The organism is Pseudoalteromonas sp. SCQQ13, from assembly GCF_015864415.1.
In the GTDB taxonomy this organism is placed as follows: domain Bacteria; phylum Pseudomonadota; class Gammaproteobacteria; order Enterobacterales; family Alteromonadaceae; genus Pseudoalteromonas; species Pseudoalteromonas nigrifaciens.
In genome coordinates this window covers 112,046-126,862 of sequence record NZ_JADYXG010000002.1, presented here as the reverse complement: position 1 = coordinate 126,862, position 14,817 = coordinate 112,046, and the positions used below count along the sequence as shown (strand labels likewise).

General features: G+C 40.6%; 17 protein-coding genes. 13 read left to right on the top strand and 4 right to left on the bottom strand.

The genetic code is table 11. From position 1 onward, the window contains the following. Position 1: 1 nt before the first annotated feature. Entirely contained in the window at positions 2–970 is a 969-nt protein-coding gene (locus I6F41_RS02290) for a calcium/sodium antiporter (RefSeq protein ID WP_041454567.1), read from the bottom strand. A gap of 266 nt (positions 971–1,236) precedes the next feature. Here I6F41_RS02290 and I6F41_RS02285 point away from each other — a divergent pair, with 266 nt between their 5' ends. From I6F41_RS02285 to murA, 7 genes are read left to right on the top strand one after another with little or no spacing between them, the layout of a single operon-like run. Next, positions 1,237–2,052 (top strand): ATP-binding cassette domain-containing protein, encoded by an 816-nt coding sequence (locus I6F41_RS02285; RefSeq protein WP_182683953.1) that lies wholly within the window; start codon positions 1,237–1,239, stop codon positions 2,050–2,052. Continuing rightward, entirely contained in the window at positions 2,052–2,831 is a 780-nt protein-coding gene (gene mlaE / locus I6F41_RS02280) for a lipid asymmetry maintenance ABC transporter permease subunit MlaE (RefSeq protein ID WP_041454775.1), read from the top strand. Before I6F41_RS02285 ends, mlaE begins: the two co-directional genes overlap by 1 nt. A gap of 13 nt (positions 2,832–2,844) precedes the next feature. Beyond that, positions 2,845–3,393, top strand: a complete 549-nt coding sequence (gene mlaD / locus I6F41_RS02275) for an outer membrane lipid asymmetry maintenance protein MlaD (protein WP_011329190.1) — start codon at positions 2,845–2,847, stop codon at positions 3,391–3,393. A gap of 5 nt (positions 3,394–3,398) precedes the next feature. Then, entirely contained in the window at positions 3,399–4,079 is a 681-nt protein-coding gene (locus I6F41_RS02270) for an MlaC/ttg2D family ABC transporter substrate-binding protein (RefSeq protein ID WP_011329189.1), read from the top strand. Continuing rightward, the gene (locus I6F41_RS02265) at positions 4,072–4,365 is read left to right on the top strand and encodes an STAS domain-containing protein (protein WP_011329188.1); all 294 of its coding nucleotides are present in this window, start codon (positions 4,072–4,074) and stop codon (positions 4,363–4,365) included. The genes I6F41_RS02270 and I6F41_RS02265 overlap by 8 nt, the downstream gene beginning before the upstream one ends. A gap of 5 nt (positions 4,366–4,370) precedes the next feature. Beyond that, positions 4,371–4,628: a BolA family protein gene (locus I6F41_RS02260; RefSeq protein ID WP_011329187.1), complete on the top strand. Its 258-nt coding sequence runs from the start codon at positions 4,371–4,373 to the stop codon at positions 4,626–4,628. A gap of 13 nt (positions 4,629–4,641) precedes the next feature. Next, positions 4,642–5,901 carry a UDP-N-acetylglucosamine 1-carboxyvinyltransferase gene (murA, locus tag I6F41_RS02255; protein WP_011329186.1) on the top strand — a complete coding sequence of 420 codons (1,260 nt, stop codon included), beginning with the start codon at positions 4,642–4,644 and terminating at the stop codon, positions 5,899–5,901. A 67-nt stretch (positions 5,902–5,968) separates the two neighbouring features. Here the strand turns inward: murA and I6F41_RS02250 are convergent, their stop codons facing one another. From I6F41_RS02250 to I6F41_RS02240, 3 genes are all read right to left on the bottom strand, one after another. Next, on the bottom strand, positions 5,969–7,051 hold the full coding sequence (locus tag I6F41_RS02250) for a trypsin-like peptidase domain-containing protein (protein WP_182683926.1): 1,083 nt from the start codon (positions 7,049–7,051) through the stop codon (positions 5,969–5,971). A 99-nt stretch (positions 7,052–7,150) separates the two neighbouring features. After that, positions 7,151–8,503 carry a Do family serine endopeptidase gene (locus tag I6F41_RS02245; RefSeq protein WP_086995406.1) on the bottom strand — a complete coding sequence of 451 codons (1,353 nt, stop codon included), beginning with the start codon at positions 8,501–8,503 and terminating at the stop codon, positions 7,151–7,153. Positions 8,504–8,896: 393 nt separating this feature from the next. Continuing rightward, positions 8,897–9,331, bottom strand: coding sequence for a YhcB family protein (locus tag I6F41_RS02240; RefSeq protein WP_011329183.1), 435 nt, complete (start codon positions 9,329–9,331; stop codon positions 8,897–8,899). Positions 9,332–9,456: 125 nt separating this feature from the next. Here I6F41_RS02240 and zapE point away from each other — a divergent pair, with 125 nt between their 5' ends. The 6 genes from zapE (at position 9,457) to I6F41_RS02210 (ending at position 14,811) form a co-directional block, all read left to right on the top strand. Continuing rightward, positions 9,457–10,545 carry a cell division protein ZapE gene (zapE, locus tag I6F41_RS02235; protein ID WP_011329182.1) on the top strand — a complete coding sequence of 363 codons (1,089 nt, stop codon included), beginning with the start codon at positions 9,457–9,459 and terminating at the stop codon, positions 10,543–10,545. Between the two features lie 315 nt (positions 10,546–10,860). Then, positions 10,861–11,289 (top strand): 50S ribosomal protein L13, encoded by a 429-nt coding sequence (gene rplM, locus I6F41_RS02230; RefSeq protein WP_011329180.1) that lies wholly within the window; start codon positions 10,861–10,863, stop codon positions 11,287–11,289. 8 nt (positions 11,290–11,297) lie between these two features. Then, on the top strand, positions 11,298–11,690 hold the full coding sequence (gene rpsI / locus I6F41_RS02225) for a 30S ribosomal protein S9 (RefSeq protein WP_086995409.1): 393 nt from the start codon (positions 11,298–11,300) through the stop codon (positions 11,688–11,690). 525 nt (positions 11,691–12,215) lie between these two features. Beyond that, positions 12,216–12,806, top strand: a complete 591-nt coding sequence (gene petA / locus I6F41_RS02220; RefSeq protein WP_011329178.1) for a ubiquinol-cytochrome c reductase iron-sulfur subunit — start codon at positions 12,216–12,218, stop codon at positions 12,804–12,806. Then, on the top strand, positions 12,806–14,071 hold the full coding sequence (locus I6F41_RS02215; RefSeq protein WP_011329177.1) for a cytochrome b: 1,266 nt from the start codon (positions 12,806–12,808) through the stop codon (positions 14,069–14,071). Before petA ends, I6F41_RS02215 begins: the two co-directional genes overlap by 1 nt. Then, positions 14,068–14,811: a cytochrome c1 gene (locus tag I6F41_RS02210; protein ID WP_011329176.1), complete on the top strand. Its 744-nt coding sequence runs from the start codon at positions 14,068–14,070 to the stop codon at positions 14,809–14,811. Before I6F41_RS02215 ends, I6F41_RS02210 begins: the two co-directional genes overlap by 4 nt. Positions 14,812–14,817 lie beyond the last annotated feature (6 nt).

The following is a 14,817-nucleotide window of genomic DNA, read 5'->3' as shown; positions in this document are numbered from 1 at the left end:
CTTACCCTATTTGACTAAAGATGTAACCTTGGTAAATCAAAAATGCGCTTAGCAGTAAACCACCTTCTACTCTATTGATACGCTGTGCGCCTCTAAAGTTCAATGACATAACAATAAGTGCCAAGGTTGCTGCAATCATAATCAGTACATCACGATTAGCAATAGAAGGGTCGATTATCGATGGATTGATAATACCGGCAAGTGGTAACACGGCTAAAATATTAAAAATATTTGAGCCCACAATATTACCCAGTGCTAGGTCATCTTCATTTTTAAGCACACCTGCAACAGACGCTGCCAGTTCTGGTAAACTGGTGCCAATAGCAATAATAGTTAAGCCAATTACCAAGTCACTTAAGCCAAAGAATTTTGCAATGTCGACAGCTGAGCCAACTAAAAAGTGAGAACTAACAGGAAGTAATATCAAGCCTACAATGAGCCAAAAAACTGCCTTTTTAGTGGGAACGTTATCGGGTACTTCATCGCAGGCTTCGTTTACAAATGGATCGTTATTATTTTTAGCTCTTAGGGAGATAATAATAAGTCCAAAAATAAATACAACAAAACCAATAAGTAGGGCAATTGCTTCTGGGTATGAAAAATAGTTATCTGAAAAAATATACCAAGTAGCTAACGAAATAATTAATACCAAAGGTATTTCACGTTTTAAGGTGCTTGATGAAACAGACAACGGGCGCAATAAAGCGGTAATACCCAGTACTAATAAAATATTGGTTATGTTTGAGCCAACGGCATTGCCTATGGCAGTATCGGTTTTACCGGCTAAAGCGGCAGAAGCCGAAACCATCATTTCAGGCGCTGATGAACCCATTGCAACAACGGTTAACCCTACAATTAAAGTAGGCACACCAAAGTTTTTCGCCAGTGCTGCGGCGCCATAAACGAACTTGTCAGCGCTCCAAACTAGGCCAGCAAGACCAAAAATTAAAATAACAAATGAGGTAACCATTGTATTGAACCAGTTATTGAAAATACATATTGCGCGAATAGTAACAAAAGCCAATCTGAAAGTATAAATAAAACAGTGGCGAAGAGAGCGGTTAATCACTTATTTTATAAATATTTAGGGTATGCTATGCAAAGGTTTAAGCCAAGGTTAAGGTGGTTTGAGCGAGCCTTATAACTGTTTTGGCAATTACATTACAAAATCTTACGAATTGTTTTTTCCATCTTGGTCGAAAAAGCCTTAAAATAGGAATACGAGTGAATATTGTTATGGAGAGCGACTTGTCGCAATCAATAGTAGAAGTCAAGGATGTTTGCTTTTCAAGGGGCGATAGAATCATATATAAAAATATGAGTTTTAGTGTTCCTAAAGGTAAAATCACTGCCATTATGGGGCCAAGCGGCATTGGTAAAACTACCATGCTACGTTTAATTGGCGGTCAGCTAAAGCCTGACTCTGGTGATATTTTATTTGAAGGCAGTAGCATTCCAAAAATGTCACGTAAAGCTCTATATGAAGCGCGTACCAAAATGAGTATGCTTTTTCAAAGTGGTGCATTATTTACTGACATGTCGGTATTCGATAATATAGCTTTTCCGATTCGAGAGCACACTAAGCTAAGTGAAGACCTTATTCGCTTAGTGGTATTAATGAAGTTACAAGCTGTGGGTTTACGAGGCGCTAAAGATTTAATGCCGTCGGAGTTGTCAGGTGGTATGGCTCGCCGTGCAGCTTTAGCCCGCTCTATAGCACTTGACCCTGAATTAATTATGTATGATGAGCCATTTGCAGGCCAAGACCCTATTTCTATGGGAGTACTGGTAAAGCTTATAAAGTCACTCAATGAAGTGCTTGGTTTATCGTCTTTAATCGTGACCCATGATGTGAACGAAGTCATGAGCATTGCCGATCACGTTATAATAATTGCCGATCAAGGTGTTATTGGCAGTGGATCGCCAGAACAAATGCGTCAACATGAATCTCCTTTGGTACAGCAGTTTTTAAAAGGCTTATCGGATGGTCCTGTGCCATTTCATTTTCCGGCACAAACATATGCAGATGAGTTGCTTGGAGAGAATAAATGATGTTGAATTTTCTGCAAAAAATAGGGCATAAAACACTAGGTCGTTTTGCAGCGCTAGGGCGCTCAGCGAACATGTTATTTGGTGCACTTGTGCACATACCTAACTTTAAAAAAGGCACCCCCTTACTCATTCGCCAGCTCTATATGGTGGGCTCACAATCGTTGCTCATTATTGTGGTGTCGGGGTTGTTTATTGGCATGGTATTAGCGCTGCAAGGCTATACAGTGTTGGTTGGTTATGGTGCAGAGGATAGCTTAGGCCCTTTAGTTGCGCTGAGTTTGCTCAGAGAACTAGGCCCTGTGGTTACTGCATTGCTATTTGCTGGGCGGGCGGGCAGTGCGCTCACCGCTGAAATCGGCTTAATGAAAGCAACCGAGCAATTGTCATCACTCGAAATGATGGCAATTGATCCATTGAAACGTATAATTGCACCGCGTTTTTGGGCTGGTTTAATAAGTATGCCGTTGTTAGCATTAATATTTTCGGCAGTGGCTATTATTGGTGCCCATTTAGTCGGCGTTGATTGGCTAGGCGTTGATACCGGAAGCTTTTGGTCAATTATGCAATCACAAGTTTCGTTTCAGCAAGACATACTCAATGGCATAATTAAAAGCGTTGTATTTGCTATTGTAGTGACCTGGATCGCCCTTTATAAAGGATATGATTGTGTGCCAACTTCTGAGGGGATCAGTAAAGCAACCACAGAAACCGTGGTGCACTCATCTTTAGCAGTGTTAGGGTTTGACTTTCTTTTGACAGCGGTAATGTTTACCAACTAGTAGGGTATAGATAATGAATTCACGGAAATTAGAGATTTTAGTTGGTTTTTTTGTCGCATTAGGCATTTTAGCATTTGCTATGCTTGCGCTTAAAGTGGCCAACACTGGTATTAGTGGCTCAGGTGACACATACACACTTAATGCTAAATTTGAAAACATAGGCTCATTAAAGCCCCGTGCACCCATTAAAGTGGGCGGTGTGGTTATTGGTCGGGTAGAATCTATTTATGTTCATCCGCAAGAATTTTTACCAGTTGTTAATATGACCATTGATGCACAGTATTTATGTCGTTTTTCAGACACTAGCTCAATCTCTATTTTAACCTCAGGCATTTTAGGTGAGCAGTACTTAGGGATTAATCCTGTTATTGCACCAGAATCTGCAGAGCAGCGTTGTTTAGGTTTAACTGTGGTACATAACGAACAAGATCAAGCAATTGATGATTTATTTGGCGTAGAAAGTAAAGCGCTAGGTGACGGTGGATCTATTACCGATACTAAGTCTGCCTTAGTGCTAGAAGAGTTAATTGGGCAGTTTTTATTCAACCAAGGTAGTGAGTAATTATTATGTTGAAAAAGTTTTTAGTTATTGCAGCGCTTAGTACCCTAACGTTTGCACAGGTAGTTAAAGCTGCCGATGTTAAACTAACAGATCCTAACAAAATGGTACGTCAAGTGGCAGATAATACCTTTGAGCGGATCACAAAAGATCAGCCATTAATTATTAAAAATAATGAGCATTTACGTGTCATTGTTGAAGAAGAATTAATGCCCTACATTGACTACAAATATGCGGCACTGCGAGTGTTAGGCAGCGAAGTATCAAAAGTGCGTGCAATAACCGATGAAGCTGAAAAAGCGCGCGCAATTAAAGATATTCAGCGCTTTATTGTGGTATTTAGAGAGTACCTAGTAGCAACGTATGCAGGTGTTTTTACCCAATACACCAACCAACAAGTCGAGTTTGGCGCACCACAACCTTTTAAAGGTAAAGATGTGGTGGTAGTAAAAACCAAGATCATTGAAGCGGGTAAACCCGATATTAAAATTGACTTTAAAGTACGTGAAGACAGAAGTGGTGAATGGCGTGCTTACGATATGATTGCAGAAGGTATTAGCTTACTAGATGCAAAGCAAAGTGAGCTACAAGGCATGTTACGCCAACAAGGTATTGACCACGTAAGTAACCTTTTAGAGCAAAAGAGCCAACTGCCAGTACAGTTTAGAGGCAGCGACACCAATGACTAAGTTGGTGATAAGCCAAGTTGATGAGCAACATTTTCGAGTCAGTGGTGAGCTTACTCGAAGTTCAATTGGCGATGAAAAAGGCCTGGGCAGTCAGGCAATAACCAAGCATAAAATCTGCTACTTTGACCTTAGTGACGTATCTAGGGTTGACACAGCAGGCTTAGCTTGGTTAATTCACACTTTTGCGCAGTACAAGCAACAAGGCATTCGCCTTGAGTTGCAAAATCCACCTGAACAATTGCAAAATTTAATGCAATTGGGTCAAGTTACAACCCTATTTGAGTGAGAGTTATGGAAACTAGCCAAGTCGAAATATTATTACGCGATGAACTTCAATTAGCAGAAGTACATGTTAAAGCCAATGGTAGCCATTATGAAGTAATAGCTGTTGGCGAATGCTTTGACGGTTTAAGCCGAGTGAAAAAGCAACAGCTAGTTTATGGACCATTAATGAATACTATTTCAGATGGCACCATTCACGCAGTATCAATTCGCGCTTTTACTCCTGTAGAGTGGAAACGCGAACAAAAATTTATTTTACCGCAATAAAAAAGGCCCCTACATGGATCAATTTGTAATTCAAGGTGGCACTTCGCTTGCGGGTGAAGTTACTATCTCTGGCGCTAAAAATGCGGCACTTCCTATTTTATTTGCCGCATTATTAGCCGATGGTAAAAGTACGTTTACTAATGTACCGCGCTTGCGTGACATAGTTACCACCGAAGCGTTATTAAAAACCTTAGGTGCGAGTGTTAATTGGCAAGGCGACACGCTTGTGATTGACGGCGCAACAGTGGATAAAACACTTGCTCCGTATGACCTAGTTAAGCAAATGCGTGCATCGGTACTGACACTCGGCCCTTTAGTGGCGCGTTTTGGTGAAGCACAAGTGTCACTCCCTGGTGGCTGCGCTATTGGGGCTCGACCTGTGGATATTCATATTCAAGGTTTAGAGCGCATGGGCGCACAAATCAACGTAGAAAACGGCTATATTAATGCCAAAGTAAATGGTCGCTTAAAAGGCGCTGAAATCTTTATGGAGATGGTTAGCGTTGGCGCTACTGAAAACCTATTGATGGCCGCGACCTTAGCCGATGGCAAAACTGTGCTTGAAAATGCAGCTTGTGAGCCAGAAATAACAGACTTGGCTAATTGCTTAATTGCTATGGGCGCTAAAATTACGGGTGCGGGTACAAACCGTATTGAAATTGAAGGCGTTGAGCGTTTAGCGGGTTGTGAGCACCGTATTTTACCAGATCGTATTGAAACAGGTACTTTTTTAGTTGCTGCTGCTATGGCCGGTGGCGAAGTGCTGTGTAAGATGACCGATTTTCATTCACTTGAGCCGGTAATTGAAAAGCTACGTGCAACCAATGCATTGTTAGAAGTACATGACAACAGCATTTATTTAGATATGCGCGGCAGAGAATTAAAAGCCGTTAATATTAAAACAGCTCCGCATCCTGGTTTTCCTACCGATATGCAGGCGCAGTTTACCGCATTAAATGTAGTGGCTAATGGTAGTGCCACCATTACCGAAACTATTTTTGAAAACCGCTTTATGCATGTACCTGAGCTACAACGTATGGGCGCAAATATTCGCTTAGAAGGCAACACAGCTATTTGTGGTGATACAAAAACTCTTAGCGGTGCCCAAGTTATGGCAACCGACCTACGTGCATCAGCCAGTTTAATTTTAACCGGTATAGTGGCGCAAGGTGAAACGATAGTTGATCGTATTTATCATGTTGATAGAGGTTATGAGCGCATTGAAGATAAGCTCAGCGCGTTAGGTGCTAATATTAAACGTAGAAGTAGTTAAATAACTATTTAGTTAGTTAAGGTATTTTTAAAGGCCGGATAAGCTAATTTGCTATCCGGCCTTTTTATTAAAGCTTAGTTTCAAGCTCTGCAACCGTCACCATTATTTTTTCTATTTTACCATTGCGGTACAGCTTAAATTCTATTTCTTTACCGGGTTCGGTATTGCCTATTTTTTCTAACACTTTTTGTGGGTTTGCTACCGAAAGTCCTGCTATTTCAATTACAATATCTTGCTCTTCAATACCGGCCTGCCAAGCTGGGCCTAGTGGGTCTAAGTTAGTAATACGCATACCTGCCACGGGCGTTAGGCTGTCGTTTACTTCTTTGCCTGTGCTATCTACAGCTGTCCCCTCAAAGCCTAAGTAGCCACGAACCACTCGGCCATGGCGAATTAGTTTTGCCATAACCTCTTTTACTAAAGAGTAAGGAACCGCAAAAAATATTCCCTGTATGTTTAAGTTTTCGCGAGTTTTAAATTGCGCAGAAGTAATACCGACTAAATCACCATTGGAATTAACTAATGCACCGCCCGAATTGCCTACATTAATGGCTGCGTCCATTTGCAATAAATTATTATAAGGACTGTCGGTGATTTTTTGTTTGCCGGTGGCGCTAATAATACCTTGGGTAATGGTTTGCCCTAAATTTAAAGGGTTACCAATGGCCAGTACAATGTCGCCAACACTTGATGAGTAGTCATCGTTAACAGGAATAACAGGTAAGTGATCGGCATTAATTTTTAAGAGCGCAAGGTCAGTAATAGTATCAAAACCAATAAGCTGTACATCAAAAAAGCGTCGGCCATCGGTTAATATAACCAGTATTTGGTCGGCATTATTAATCACATGATAATTGGTAAGAATATAGCCATCTTGCGACATGATCACGCCCGAACCTAGTTCTTGTACGGTGTTTTGTCGTTTATAGCGTGGTTCTTTAGAAATACTTTCTGAAAAAACGGTGACTACCGAAGGAGCCGCACGCTTAACCGCATCTGAAAAGCTTAAATGGTTGCTACTCATAGCACTGGGCAGTGGCACATTAGGCAGCAATGCAGTGCGCATATTAGGACTAAAAAAAACCACTAAAAAAGCAATACCTAGGCCTGCAAATAGAGGAGGGAGTATAAATTTTAAGATTTTTAGCACAAGATTCTTATTGTTAGTGAGCAATCTCTTTATGATGGCCAAAAAAAATAACAGCGGCAAGTGCCGCTGTTACTTTTATTGCATTTTAACGGTTATAAATTATTGAATGAGTACAAATATAGACTCACGACCGCGTTTTACCCCTAATACAATGTTGCCTTTGATGTTTTCAATGATCTGGTTCATATCATTTATGCTTTCTACGCGCTGGCGATTTACTTGCACAATAATATCACCTTCTTCAAGACCAACACGCGCTGCAGGAGAGCGCGGATCTACCGTACTAACTTCAATACCCTTAGCGTTATTTTTCTTAACGTTTTCTAATGTGGCACCTTGAAATGCAGGGTGTAATTCTTCGCCTGTTGCGGTAATACCAGATGCGCCATCTAGGGTTACTTTAACGGTTTTTATCTTACCATCGCGGTAAATACCTAATTTAACGTCTCGGCCTTCGCCTAAGGTTGCTATTTTACTGCGTAATTCATGAAAGCCGCTAATATCACTACCATTAATGCTAATAATAACATCGCCTGCTTGTATGCCCGCTTTGCTGGCTGCAGTGTTATCCATTACTTGCATAACATACGCGCCCTGTTTTACGTCAAGCTGCTGTGCTTTGGCAAGCCCAGCATCGAGAGGGCGACCTGATATTCCTAGCGAGCCACGGCGAACTTCACCGTGTTCAATAATTTGATCAACTAAGTTTTTCATCATATTAGAAGGAATAGCAAAGCCAATACCTACGTTACCGCCAGATGCGCCTAAAATTGCGGTGTTAATTCCAATTAGCTCGCCATTTAAATTAACTAATGCACCACCAGAGTTACCTTGGTTAATAGCGGCATCGGTTTGAATGAAATCTTCGTAACCTTCAATATTTAAGCCACTGCGACCAAGTGCGCTTACTATGCCAGATGTAACCGTATGGCTTAAACCAAATGGGTTACCAATGGCAACAGCAAAGTCGCCCACCCGTAAATTATCAGAGTTAGCTAGCTTTACTGCGGTTAAATCATCTGCATCTATTTGTAATAAGGCGATATCAGACTCTTTATCAGTGCCAATTTTGGTTGCCTCAAACTCTCGGCCGTCTTCAAGGGTGACTATCATTTTTTCGGCGTCTTGGATCACATGGTTGTTAGTGACCACATAACCTTTCTTAGCATCAATAATAACCCCTGAGCCTAACCCGCTAAATTGACGTTTTTGACTGCGAGGTTGTGGGTTACCAAAAAAGAACTCCAGCGGATCGGCGCGGCGACGTATTTCTTTTGAGCCCGAAACCTGGATACTGACAACACCAGGGGTTATTTGCTCTAACATAGGCGCAAGTGTTGGTAATTGTTGGCCATTTACTGCAATCGGCATTTTTGCGTAAGACGTAACCGGGCTCAATAATAGGCTAGTAGACAAAATAGCTGCGCTGATAAGTGATAATTTCATTTTCATAGTCAGGGTTTACTCCACTTAGGATAAGCGAAAACAAAAAGGGCTACTTTAAAAGCAGCCCTTTTCGGTTTATTTAGGGCCTGTTGACCTTTCAGGATTGTAATTTGTTCTATCTAGAGGGGATTTAATCGCGGCGCGAGATTTGTAACCTAGTGGGCTAAGTAAAAACCGAGCAACAATGAGTAAATTCCCCCTAGGACGAACCCAAGGGCAGCGCATGTTTGTTATTTATGCTGCGTTATCGCCTGTTTATGTGAAATAACCACATGGCACAGGCTCTGCCTTGCCTAAAAATCAAACATACTGCTGCAAATTCAACCTCGAAAGAAAAACAGGCCCTTTAAAACAACAAAGCTGTTATATCTAAAGACTATGGGGTTGAAAAAAAGTTCATCAAGATGCTGTTGAAGATTTTGCTTCGCCAGCAAACAAACCAGACTCACCCGATACGTAATCAGCCGGCTGTGCATCGGCGTTAGAGCGATCTGAGCGGCGCTCTTTAAGTGAAGCTTGTAACTGCTCAGTCATCTCTTTAGAGAAAAAAGGTTCAGCAGGTGCTTTATTTCTGTCCTCTAGTAACAACTGATTAGTTTCTTCAACATGGCTAAGTAACTGATCGTAATTGTCTTTCATTTTAGTTACTAACTTACCAGTATTTGCTAAGTGATCAGCTACATCTTGTCGATATTGCTCTAGCGTATTTTTCGCTTGTTCAACCTGCTCTTCTAATTCATCATGCTTGAACTGTTTTTTAGTGACAAATGCACCGATGAAAAATGCGGCTATAGCAACAATAATAACTAAACCGACCCATGTAAATGTACCCATAAATATCACCTCTTTGGGAAAATAACTAACGAATATCTTAAATCAAACTAAGTCTAATATACCCTGACTAATGATGCGTGTTAATATGCTTTGTAAATTAAACTGCGTTTTAACTGTAAATAGATATGACTCCTTGGCAAACATACCAGCAAGACCTCAAGCGTGATGACTTTGTATACGACGCAGCACAAGAAAATGCTGTACGTCATTTACAGCGCTTATATGATGATTTAACTCAAGCAAAACCGCAACCTACCGGTTTTTTTGCAAAGCTATTTAATAAAACAGAGCCTGCACCTATAAAAGGTTTGTATTTTTGGGGCGGAGTAGGGCGTGGTAAAACGTATTTAGTTGATACCTTTTATGAAGCACTACCGGGGCAGCGTAAAATGCGCGTGCATTTTCACCGCTTTATGCACCGAGTACATGACGAGCTTAAAAAATTAAATAAAAAAGAAAACCCACTAGAAATAGTAGCTGATATTTTTAAAGCCGAAACCGATATAATTTGTTTTGATGAATTTTACGTTCAAGACATTACCGATGCTATGTTACTCGGTGGCTTAATGGAAGCACTGTTTGCTCGTGGCATAGTGTTAGTTGCTACGTCGAATATTATTCCCGATGAGTTGTATCGAAATGGCTTACAGCGCGCGCGCTTTTTGCCCGCGATTGCGCTTGTTAATGCAAATACAGAAATAGTAAATGTCGATTCGGGCATAGATTACAGATTAAGAACTTTAGAGCAGGCAGAGATATTTCACAGCCCACTCGATGAGCAAGCCGATAAAAATCTATTTGAATACTTTGATAAGTTATCACACGAACAGGGTAAATCTAATACCGCCATTGAAATTGAAGGGCGCATGATTAAAACCCGTAAAGTATCTGATTGTGTTGTAATGTTTGAGTTTAGCGAATTATGTGAAACCGCGCGTAGCCAAGTAGATTACATGGAAATTAGCCGTTTATATAACACAGTTATTTTGTCTAACGTAAAACAATTTGGGCAAGTGAATGACGACGCAGCAAGACGCTTTATTGCATTAGTAGATGAATTTTACGAACGCCACGTGACTTTAATAATTTCGGCAGAAAAACCCATTACAGAGCTCTATACTCAAGGTAATTTAAGCTTTGAGTTTAAACGCTGCATAAGTCGTTTACAAGAAATGCAGTCGCTAGAGTATTTAGCGAAAGAGCATTTAGCGTAAAAGTTAGCGCCTTAGGGCTAATTTACTCTTTTGAGAAAGGGGCTCAATGCTAGAGCCCAATACACAGCGAAGGTCTTTTTAATATAAAGTGCCTAGCAGTTAAAAAATTTGTGGAAAAAACAACCCGCCGGTAGTAATGCAATAAAAGTGCTGATATACTCCCGCTCCTGCCACGTTGCGTTCTATGCCTTCATATAGTCTAGCCACTTGTGAGCGGCGCAAAAGTCTAAAACTCGAAGGGGTTATAGCAAACTTAGAGCAGTAGTTAATATTAACTACTTGTGGTTTTAATTGAAAAACATTGGATTTTTATAAATGAAAACGTTTGTTGCTAAACCAGAAACAGTAAAACGTGACTGGTACGTAGTTGACGCTGAAGGTAAAACTTTAGGTCGCATCGCTACTGAAATCGCTCTCCGCCTACGCGGTAAGCATAAAGTTGAATATACACCGCACGTAGATACTGGTGATTATATCATCGTTATCAACGCTGAAAAAGTTACTGTAACTGGTAACAAATTCAAAAACAAAGTGTACTATTCACACTCTGGTTTTCCAGGTGGTCTTAAGTCTACTACTTTTGATAAACTTCAAGCTGCAAAGCCTGAAATGATCATCGAAAAAGCTGTTAAAGGCATGTTGCCACGTGGTCCTTTAGGCCGCGCTATGTACCGTAAACTTAAAGTTTACACAGGTACTGAGCATAACCATGCTGCACAACAGCCTCAGGTTCTAGACATTTAAGGAGCACCATCATGGCAAATCAATACTACGGTACAGGTCGTCGTAAAAGTTCTAGTGCTCGCGTGTTCTTACGCCCAGGTACTGGTAACATCGTAATCAACAAGCGCTCTTTAGAAGAGTACTTTGGTCGCGAAACAGCACGTATGGTTGTTCATCAAGCTCTAGAGCTTGTTGATATGACTGAAAAGTTTGATCTTCACATCACCGTTTCTGGTGGTGGTACAACTGGTCAAGCTGGTGCAATCCGTCACGGTATTACTCGTGCACTTATGGAGTTTGACGAGTCACTACGTCCACAACTTCGTAAAGCAGGTTTCGTAACTCGTGATGCACGTAAAGTTGAACGTAAGAAAGTGGGTCTTAAGAAAGCGCGTAAGCGTCCACAGTTCTCAAAACGTTAATATTTACGTTATCAAGAATTCAAAAACCCAGCTTATGCTGGGTTTTTTGTTTTTCGCGACATAATAAATGGTAACTTTGACGATAGGTAATTGATAAACTCAGCGTGTTTAATGAGCAAAAGTAAAAAAACACTCAGTGAATACTAAAAAAGTTAAATAATTATCGTAATTAGTTTAAATCCATCAGTTAATTGGTGAATTTTTTTGCTACAATTGGCTGGCAAATAATGTGAGCAGGTTTAGCCCTAGCAAATGCAGTTGTTACTGCTTGTTTTGGTGAGGTTGACCTGAGTCAGTATATTATTTTTACAGAAGCGATATGATAGTCATTCGGCTTCATACTCGAGCTAACTTAATCTATTTTTTGAGCAAGTCAGGATTATTCGAGCATGGGGCTGTGAGTAACCTTGTTTTAAACAAGGATTTAAATATGATCGTTTCTATTTTATAATTCAAAAAAATTAACCTGCTGTAACTGATGTTCTCAATATAGCAAGTGTTGAGAATCATAGTGGAGATAAGTGGATGAGCAATGCGCCTGTAGACAATGGCCGACGTCGCTTTTTAACCATAGCTACCTCTGTTGTTGGTGGTGTTGGTGCGGCTGGGGCTGCTGTTCCTTTTATTGCGTCTTGGAATCCAAGTGAGCGAGCTAAATCTGCGGGTGCGCCTGTAGAAGTAGACATAAGCAAACTTGAGCCAGGACAATTAATACGTGTCGAGTGGCGTGGTAAACCTGTATGGGTTGTATCACGGACCCCAAAAATGCTTGAGCAAATGAAAGGACATGAAGATCAACTTCGTGACCCGCATTCGCAAGAGCCACAACAATTAGAATCATCAACAAATGATTACCGTTCATTGCGTCCAGAAATATTTTTGGCTGTAGGTATTTGTACTCATTTAGGATGTTCACCTAGCTTTTTACAAGGTGGCTTTGGTGAAAAAGTGGAAGGGACTGACGACGGTTTTTACTGTCCATGTCATGGTTCTAAGTTTGATATGGCTGGCCGTGTATTCCAATCGGTACCTGCACCATTAAACCTAGAAATACCACCATACACTTTTCTTGATGAAACCACTATATTAGTGGGCGAAGAACAAGGAGTGGCCTAATGTTTGGTAAGATTATTGGTTGGCTAGACGACCGTATACCATTGACACGTGTCTGGAACATGCATATTGCACAGTACCCAGCACCTAAAAACTTTAACTTTTGGTACTTCTTTGGCTCACTAGCTATGTTAGTACTAGTTAACCAAATTCTTACAGGAATTTGGTTAACTATGAACTATGTACCTTCTGCTGAGGGGGCGTTTGCATCAGTTGAATACATCATGCGTGATGTTGATTATGGCTGGTTATTACGTTATTTACACTCAACCGGTGCATCAGCGTTTTTCATCGTTGTATATTTACATATGTTCCGTGGCATGATCTACGGTTCTTATCAAAAACCACGGGAATTACTGTGGGTATTTGGTATGTTTATTTTCTTAGCGCTAATGGCCGAAGCATTCATGGGGTACTTATTACCATGGGGGCAAATGTCATTTTGGGGTGCACAGGTAATCATTTCACTATTTGGAGCAATTCCGGTTATAGGTGATGATTTAACACTTTGGATCCGTGGTGATTACGTAATATCGGGTGCAACGCTTAACCGCTTCTTTGCATTGCATGTTATTGCTTTACCATTAGTTATCGTGATTTTAGTATTTTTACACATAGTTGCACTACATGAAGTAGGGTCAAATAACCCTGAAGGCGTAGATAACAAGCGTAAAAAAGGTACGGTAGCTGAAGAAGATAAACCTAAGTTTAAGTTCCATGAATATTATACTGATAAAAAAGATATTCTTGATGCGATCCCGTTCCACCCTTATTACACAGTAAAAGATATTGTGGGTGTGGTTGGTTTCTTAATATTGTTCTGTTGGGTGGTGTTCTTTATGCCAGCCATGGGTGGTTTCTTTTTAGAAGCGCCAAACTTTGAAGCGGCTAACCCGCTGAAAACACCAGAGCATATTTTTCCAGTTTGGTACTTTACGCCATTTTATGCAATCTTACGTGCGATCCCTGATAAGTTAATGGGTGTTGCAGCAATGGGTGCATCTATTGTAGTGCTTGCGTTATTACCTTGGATAGATCGTGGTTCAGTTCGCTCAGTTCGTTACCGTTGTGGTTTCCACAAATGGAACATTGCAGGCTTTGTTGTTACTTTTGTTCTTTTAGGTTGGGTTGGTGCAACACCACAAACTGACATGAAAACAATTGTTTCGCAGATATGTACTGTGACTTACTTTATGTTCTTCGTACTGTTATTTGTATACAGTAAGAATGAAAAAACTAAGCCATTGCCTGAGAGGTTACTGAAATGATGAAAAAGCTACTTATTGGTTTATTTGCTTTATCAATTAATGTGTTGCCGGCAATGGCTGCAGGTCCTTCAGTGGCATTATTAGATGCTGGTAATGACCTAACAGATCAGCCTTCGTTGCAACGCGGTGCTAAATTGTTCATGAACTATTGTGTTGCTTGTCATCAAATGCAATACCAGCGTTATGAACGTACTTTTCGTGATATCGGTATTCCAACGGAAATTGGCGCAGAACAGTTAATTTTTGACGGTTCAAAAGTAGGTAGCCATATTACCAATGCGATGGCGAAAGAAGATGCTGAAAAGTGGTTTGGTGCTGCGCCACCAGATTTAACTAACGTTGCACGTGTTCGTGGTTCTGATTGGATATATACGTATTTAAAATCGTTCTACAAAGATGAGTCACGTCCATTTGGCGTAAACAATACATTGTTTCCATCTGTAGGTATGCCGCATGTTCTGCAAGAACTACAAGGCTTACCAACAGCTATTACAGAAGAAGTAGAAGTGAATGGTCATACTGTGACCAGAATTATTGCTACTGAAACTGATGGCTCAGGTGAATTAAGTGTAGATGAATACGACCAAGCTGCTCGCGATTTAACCAACTTCCTTGAGTACGTGGGTGAACCTTCACGTCTTGAGTCAGAAGCAATAGGTATTAAGGTAATTGGATTTTTATTCATCCTATTTATCTTGGCATTTATGCTTAAGAAAGAATACTGGAGAGATGTTCATTAAGTTTGA

Excerpts from the sequence above, each read along its gene's own strand:
- I6F41_RS02285 (WP_182683953.1), top strand. The coding sequence starts at position 1,237 with ATGGAGAGCGACTTGTCGCAATCAATAGTAGAAGTCAAGGATGTTTGC.
- I6F41_RS02265 (WP_011329188.1), top strand. The coding sequence starts at position 4,072 with ATGACTAAGTTGGTGATAAGCCAAGTTGATGAGCAACATTTTCGAGTC.
- I6F41_RS02215 (WP_011329177.1), top strand. The coding sequence starts at position 12,806 with ATGTTTGGTAAGATTATTGGTTGGCTAGACGACCGTATACCATTGACA.
- zapE (WP_011329182.1), top strand. The coding sequence starts at position 9,457 with ATGACTCCTTGGCAAACATACCAGCAAGACCTCAAGCGTGATGACTTT.
- rplM (WP_011329180.1), top strand. The coding sequence starts at position 10,861 with ATGAAAACGTTTGTTGCTAAACCAGAAACAGTAAAACGTGACTGGTAC.
- murA (WP_011329186.1), top strand. The coding sequence starts at position 4,642 with ATGGATCAATTTGTAATTCAAGGTGGCACTTCGCTTGCGGGTGAAGTT.
- I6F41_RS02290 (WP_041454567.1), bottom strand. The coding sequence starts at position 970 with ATGGTTACCTCATTTGTTATTTTAATTTTTGGTCTTGCTGGCCTAGTT.
- I6F41_RS02240 (WP_011329183.1), bottom strand. The coding sequence starts at position 9,331 with ATGGGTACATTTACATGGGTCGGTTTAGTTATTATTGTTGCTATAGCC.
- I6F41_RS02245 (WP_086995406.1), bottom strand. The coding sequence starts at position 8,503 with ATGAAAATGAAATTATCACTTATCAGCGCAGCTATTTTGTCTACTAGC.
- mlaD (WP_011329190.1), top strand. The coding sequence starts at position 2,845 with ATGAATTCACGGAAATTAGAGATTTTAGTTGGTTTTTTTGTCGCATTA.
- I6F41_RS02260 (WP_011329187.1), top strand. The coding sequence starts at position 4,371 with ATGGAAACTAGCCAAGTCGAAATATTATTACGCGATGAACTTCAATTA.
- mlaE (WP_041454775.1), top strand. The coding sequence starts at position 2,052 with ATGTTGAATTTTCTGCAAAAAATAGGGCATAAAACACTAGGTCGTTTT.
- petA (WP_011329178.1), top strand. The coding sequence starts at position 12,216 with ATGAGCAATGCGCCTGTAGACAATGGCCGACGTCGCTTTTTAACCATA.
- I6F41_RS02270 (WP_011329189.1), top strand. The coding sequence starts at position 3,399 with ATGTTGAAAAAGTTTTTAGTTATTGCAGCGCTTAGTACCCTAACGTTT.
- I6F41_RS02210 (WP_011329176.1), top strand. The coding sequence starts at position 14,068 with ATGATGAAAAAGCTACTTATTGGTTTATTTGCTTTATCAATTAATGTG.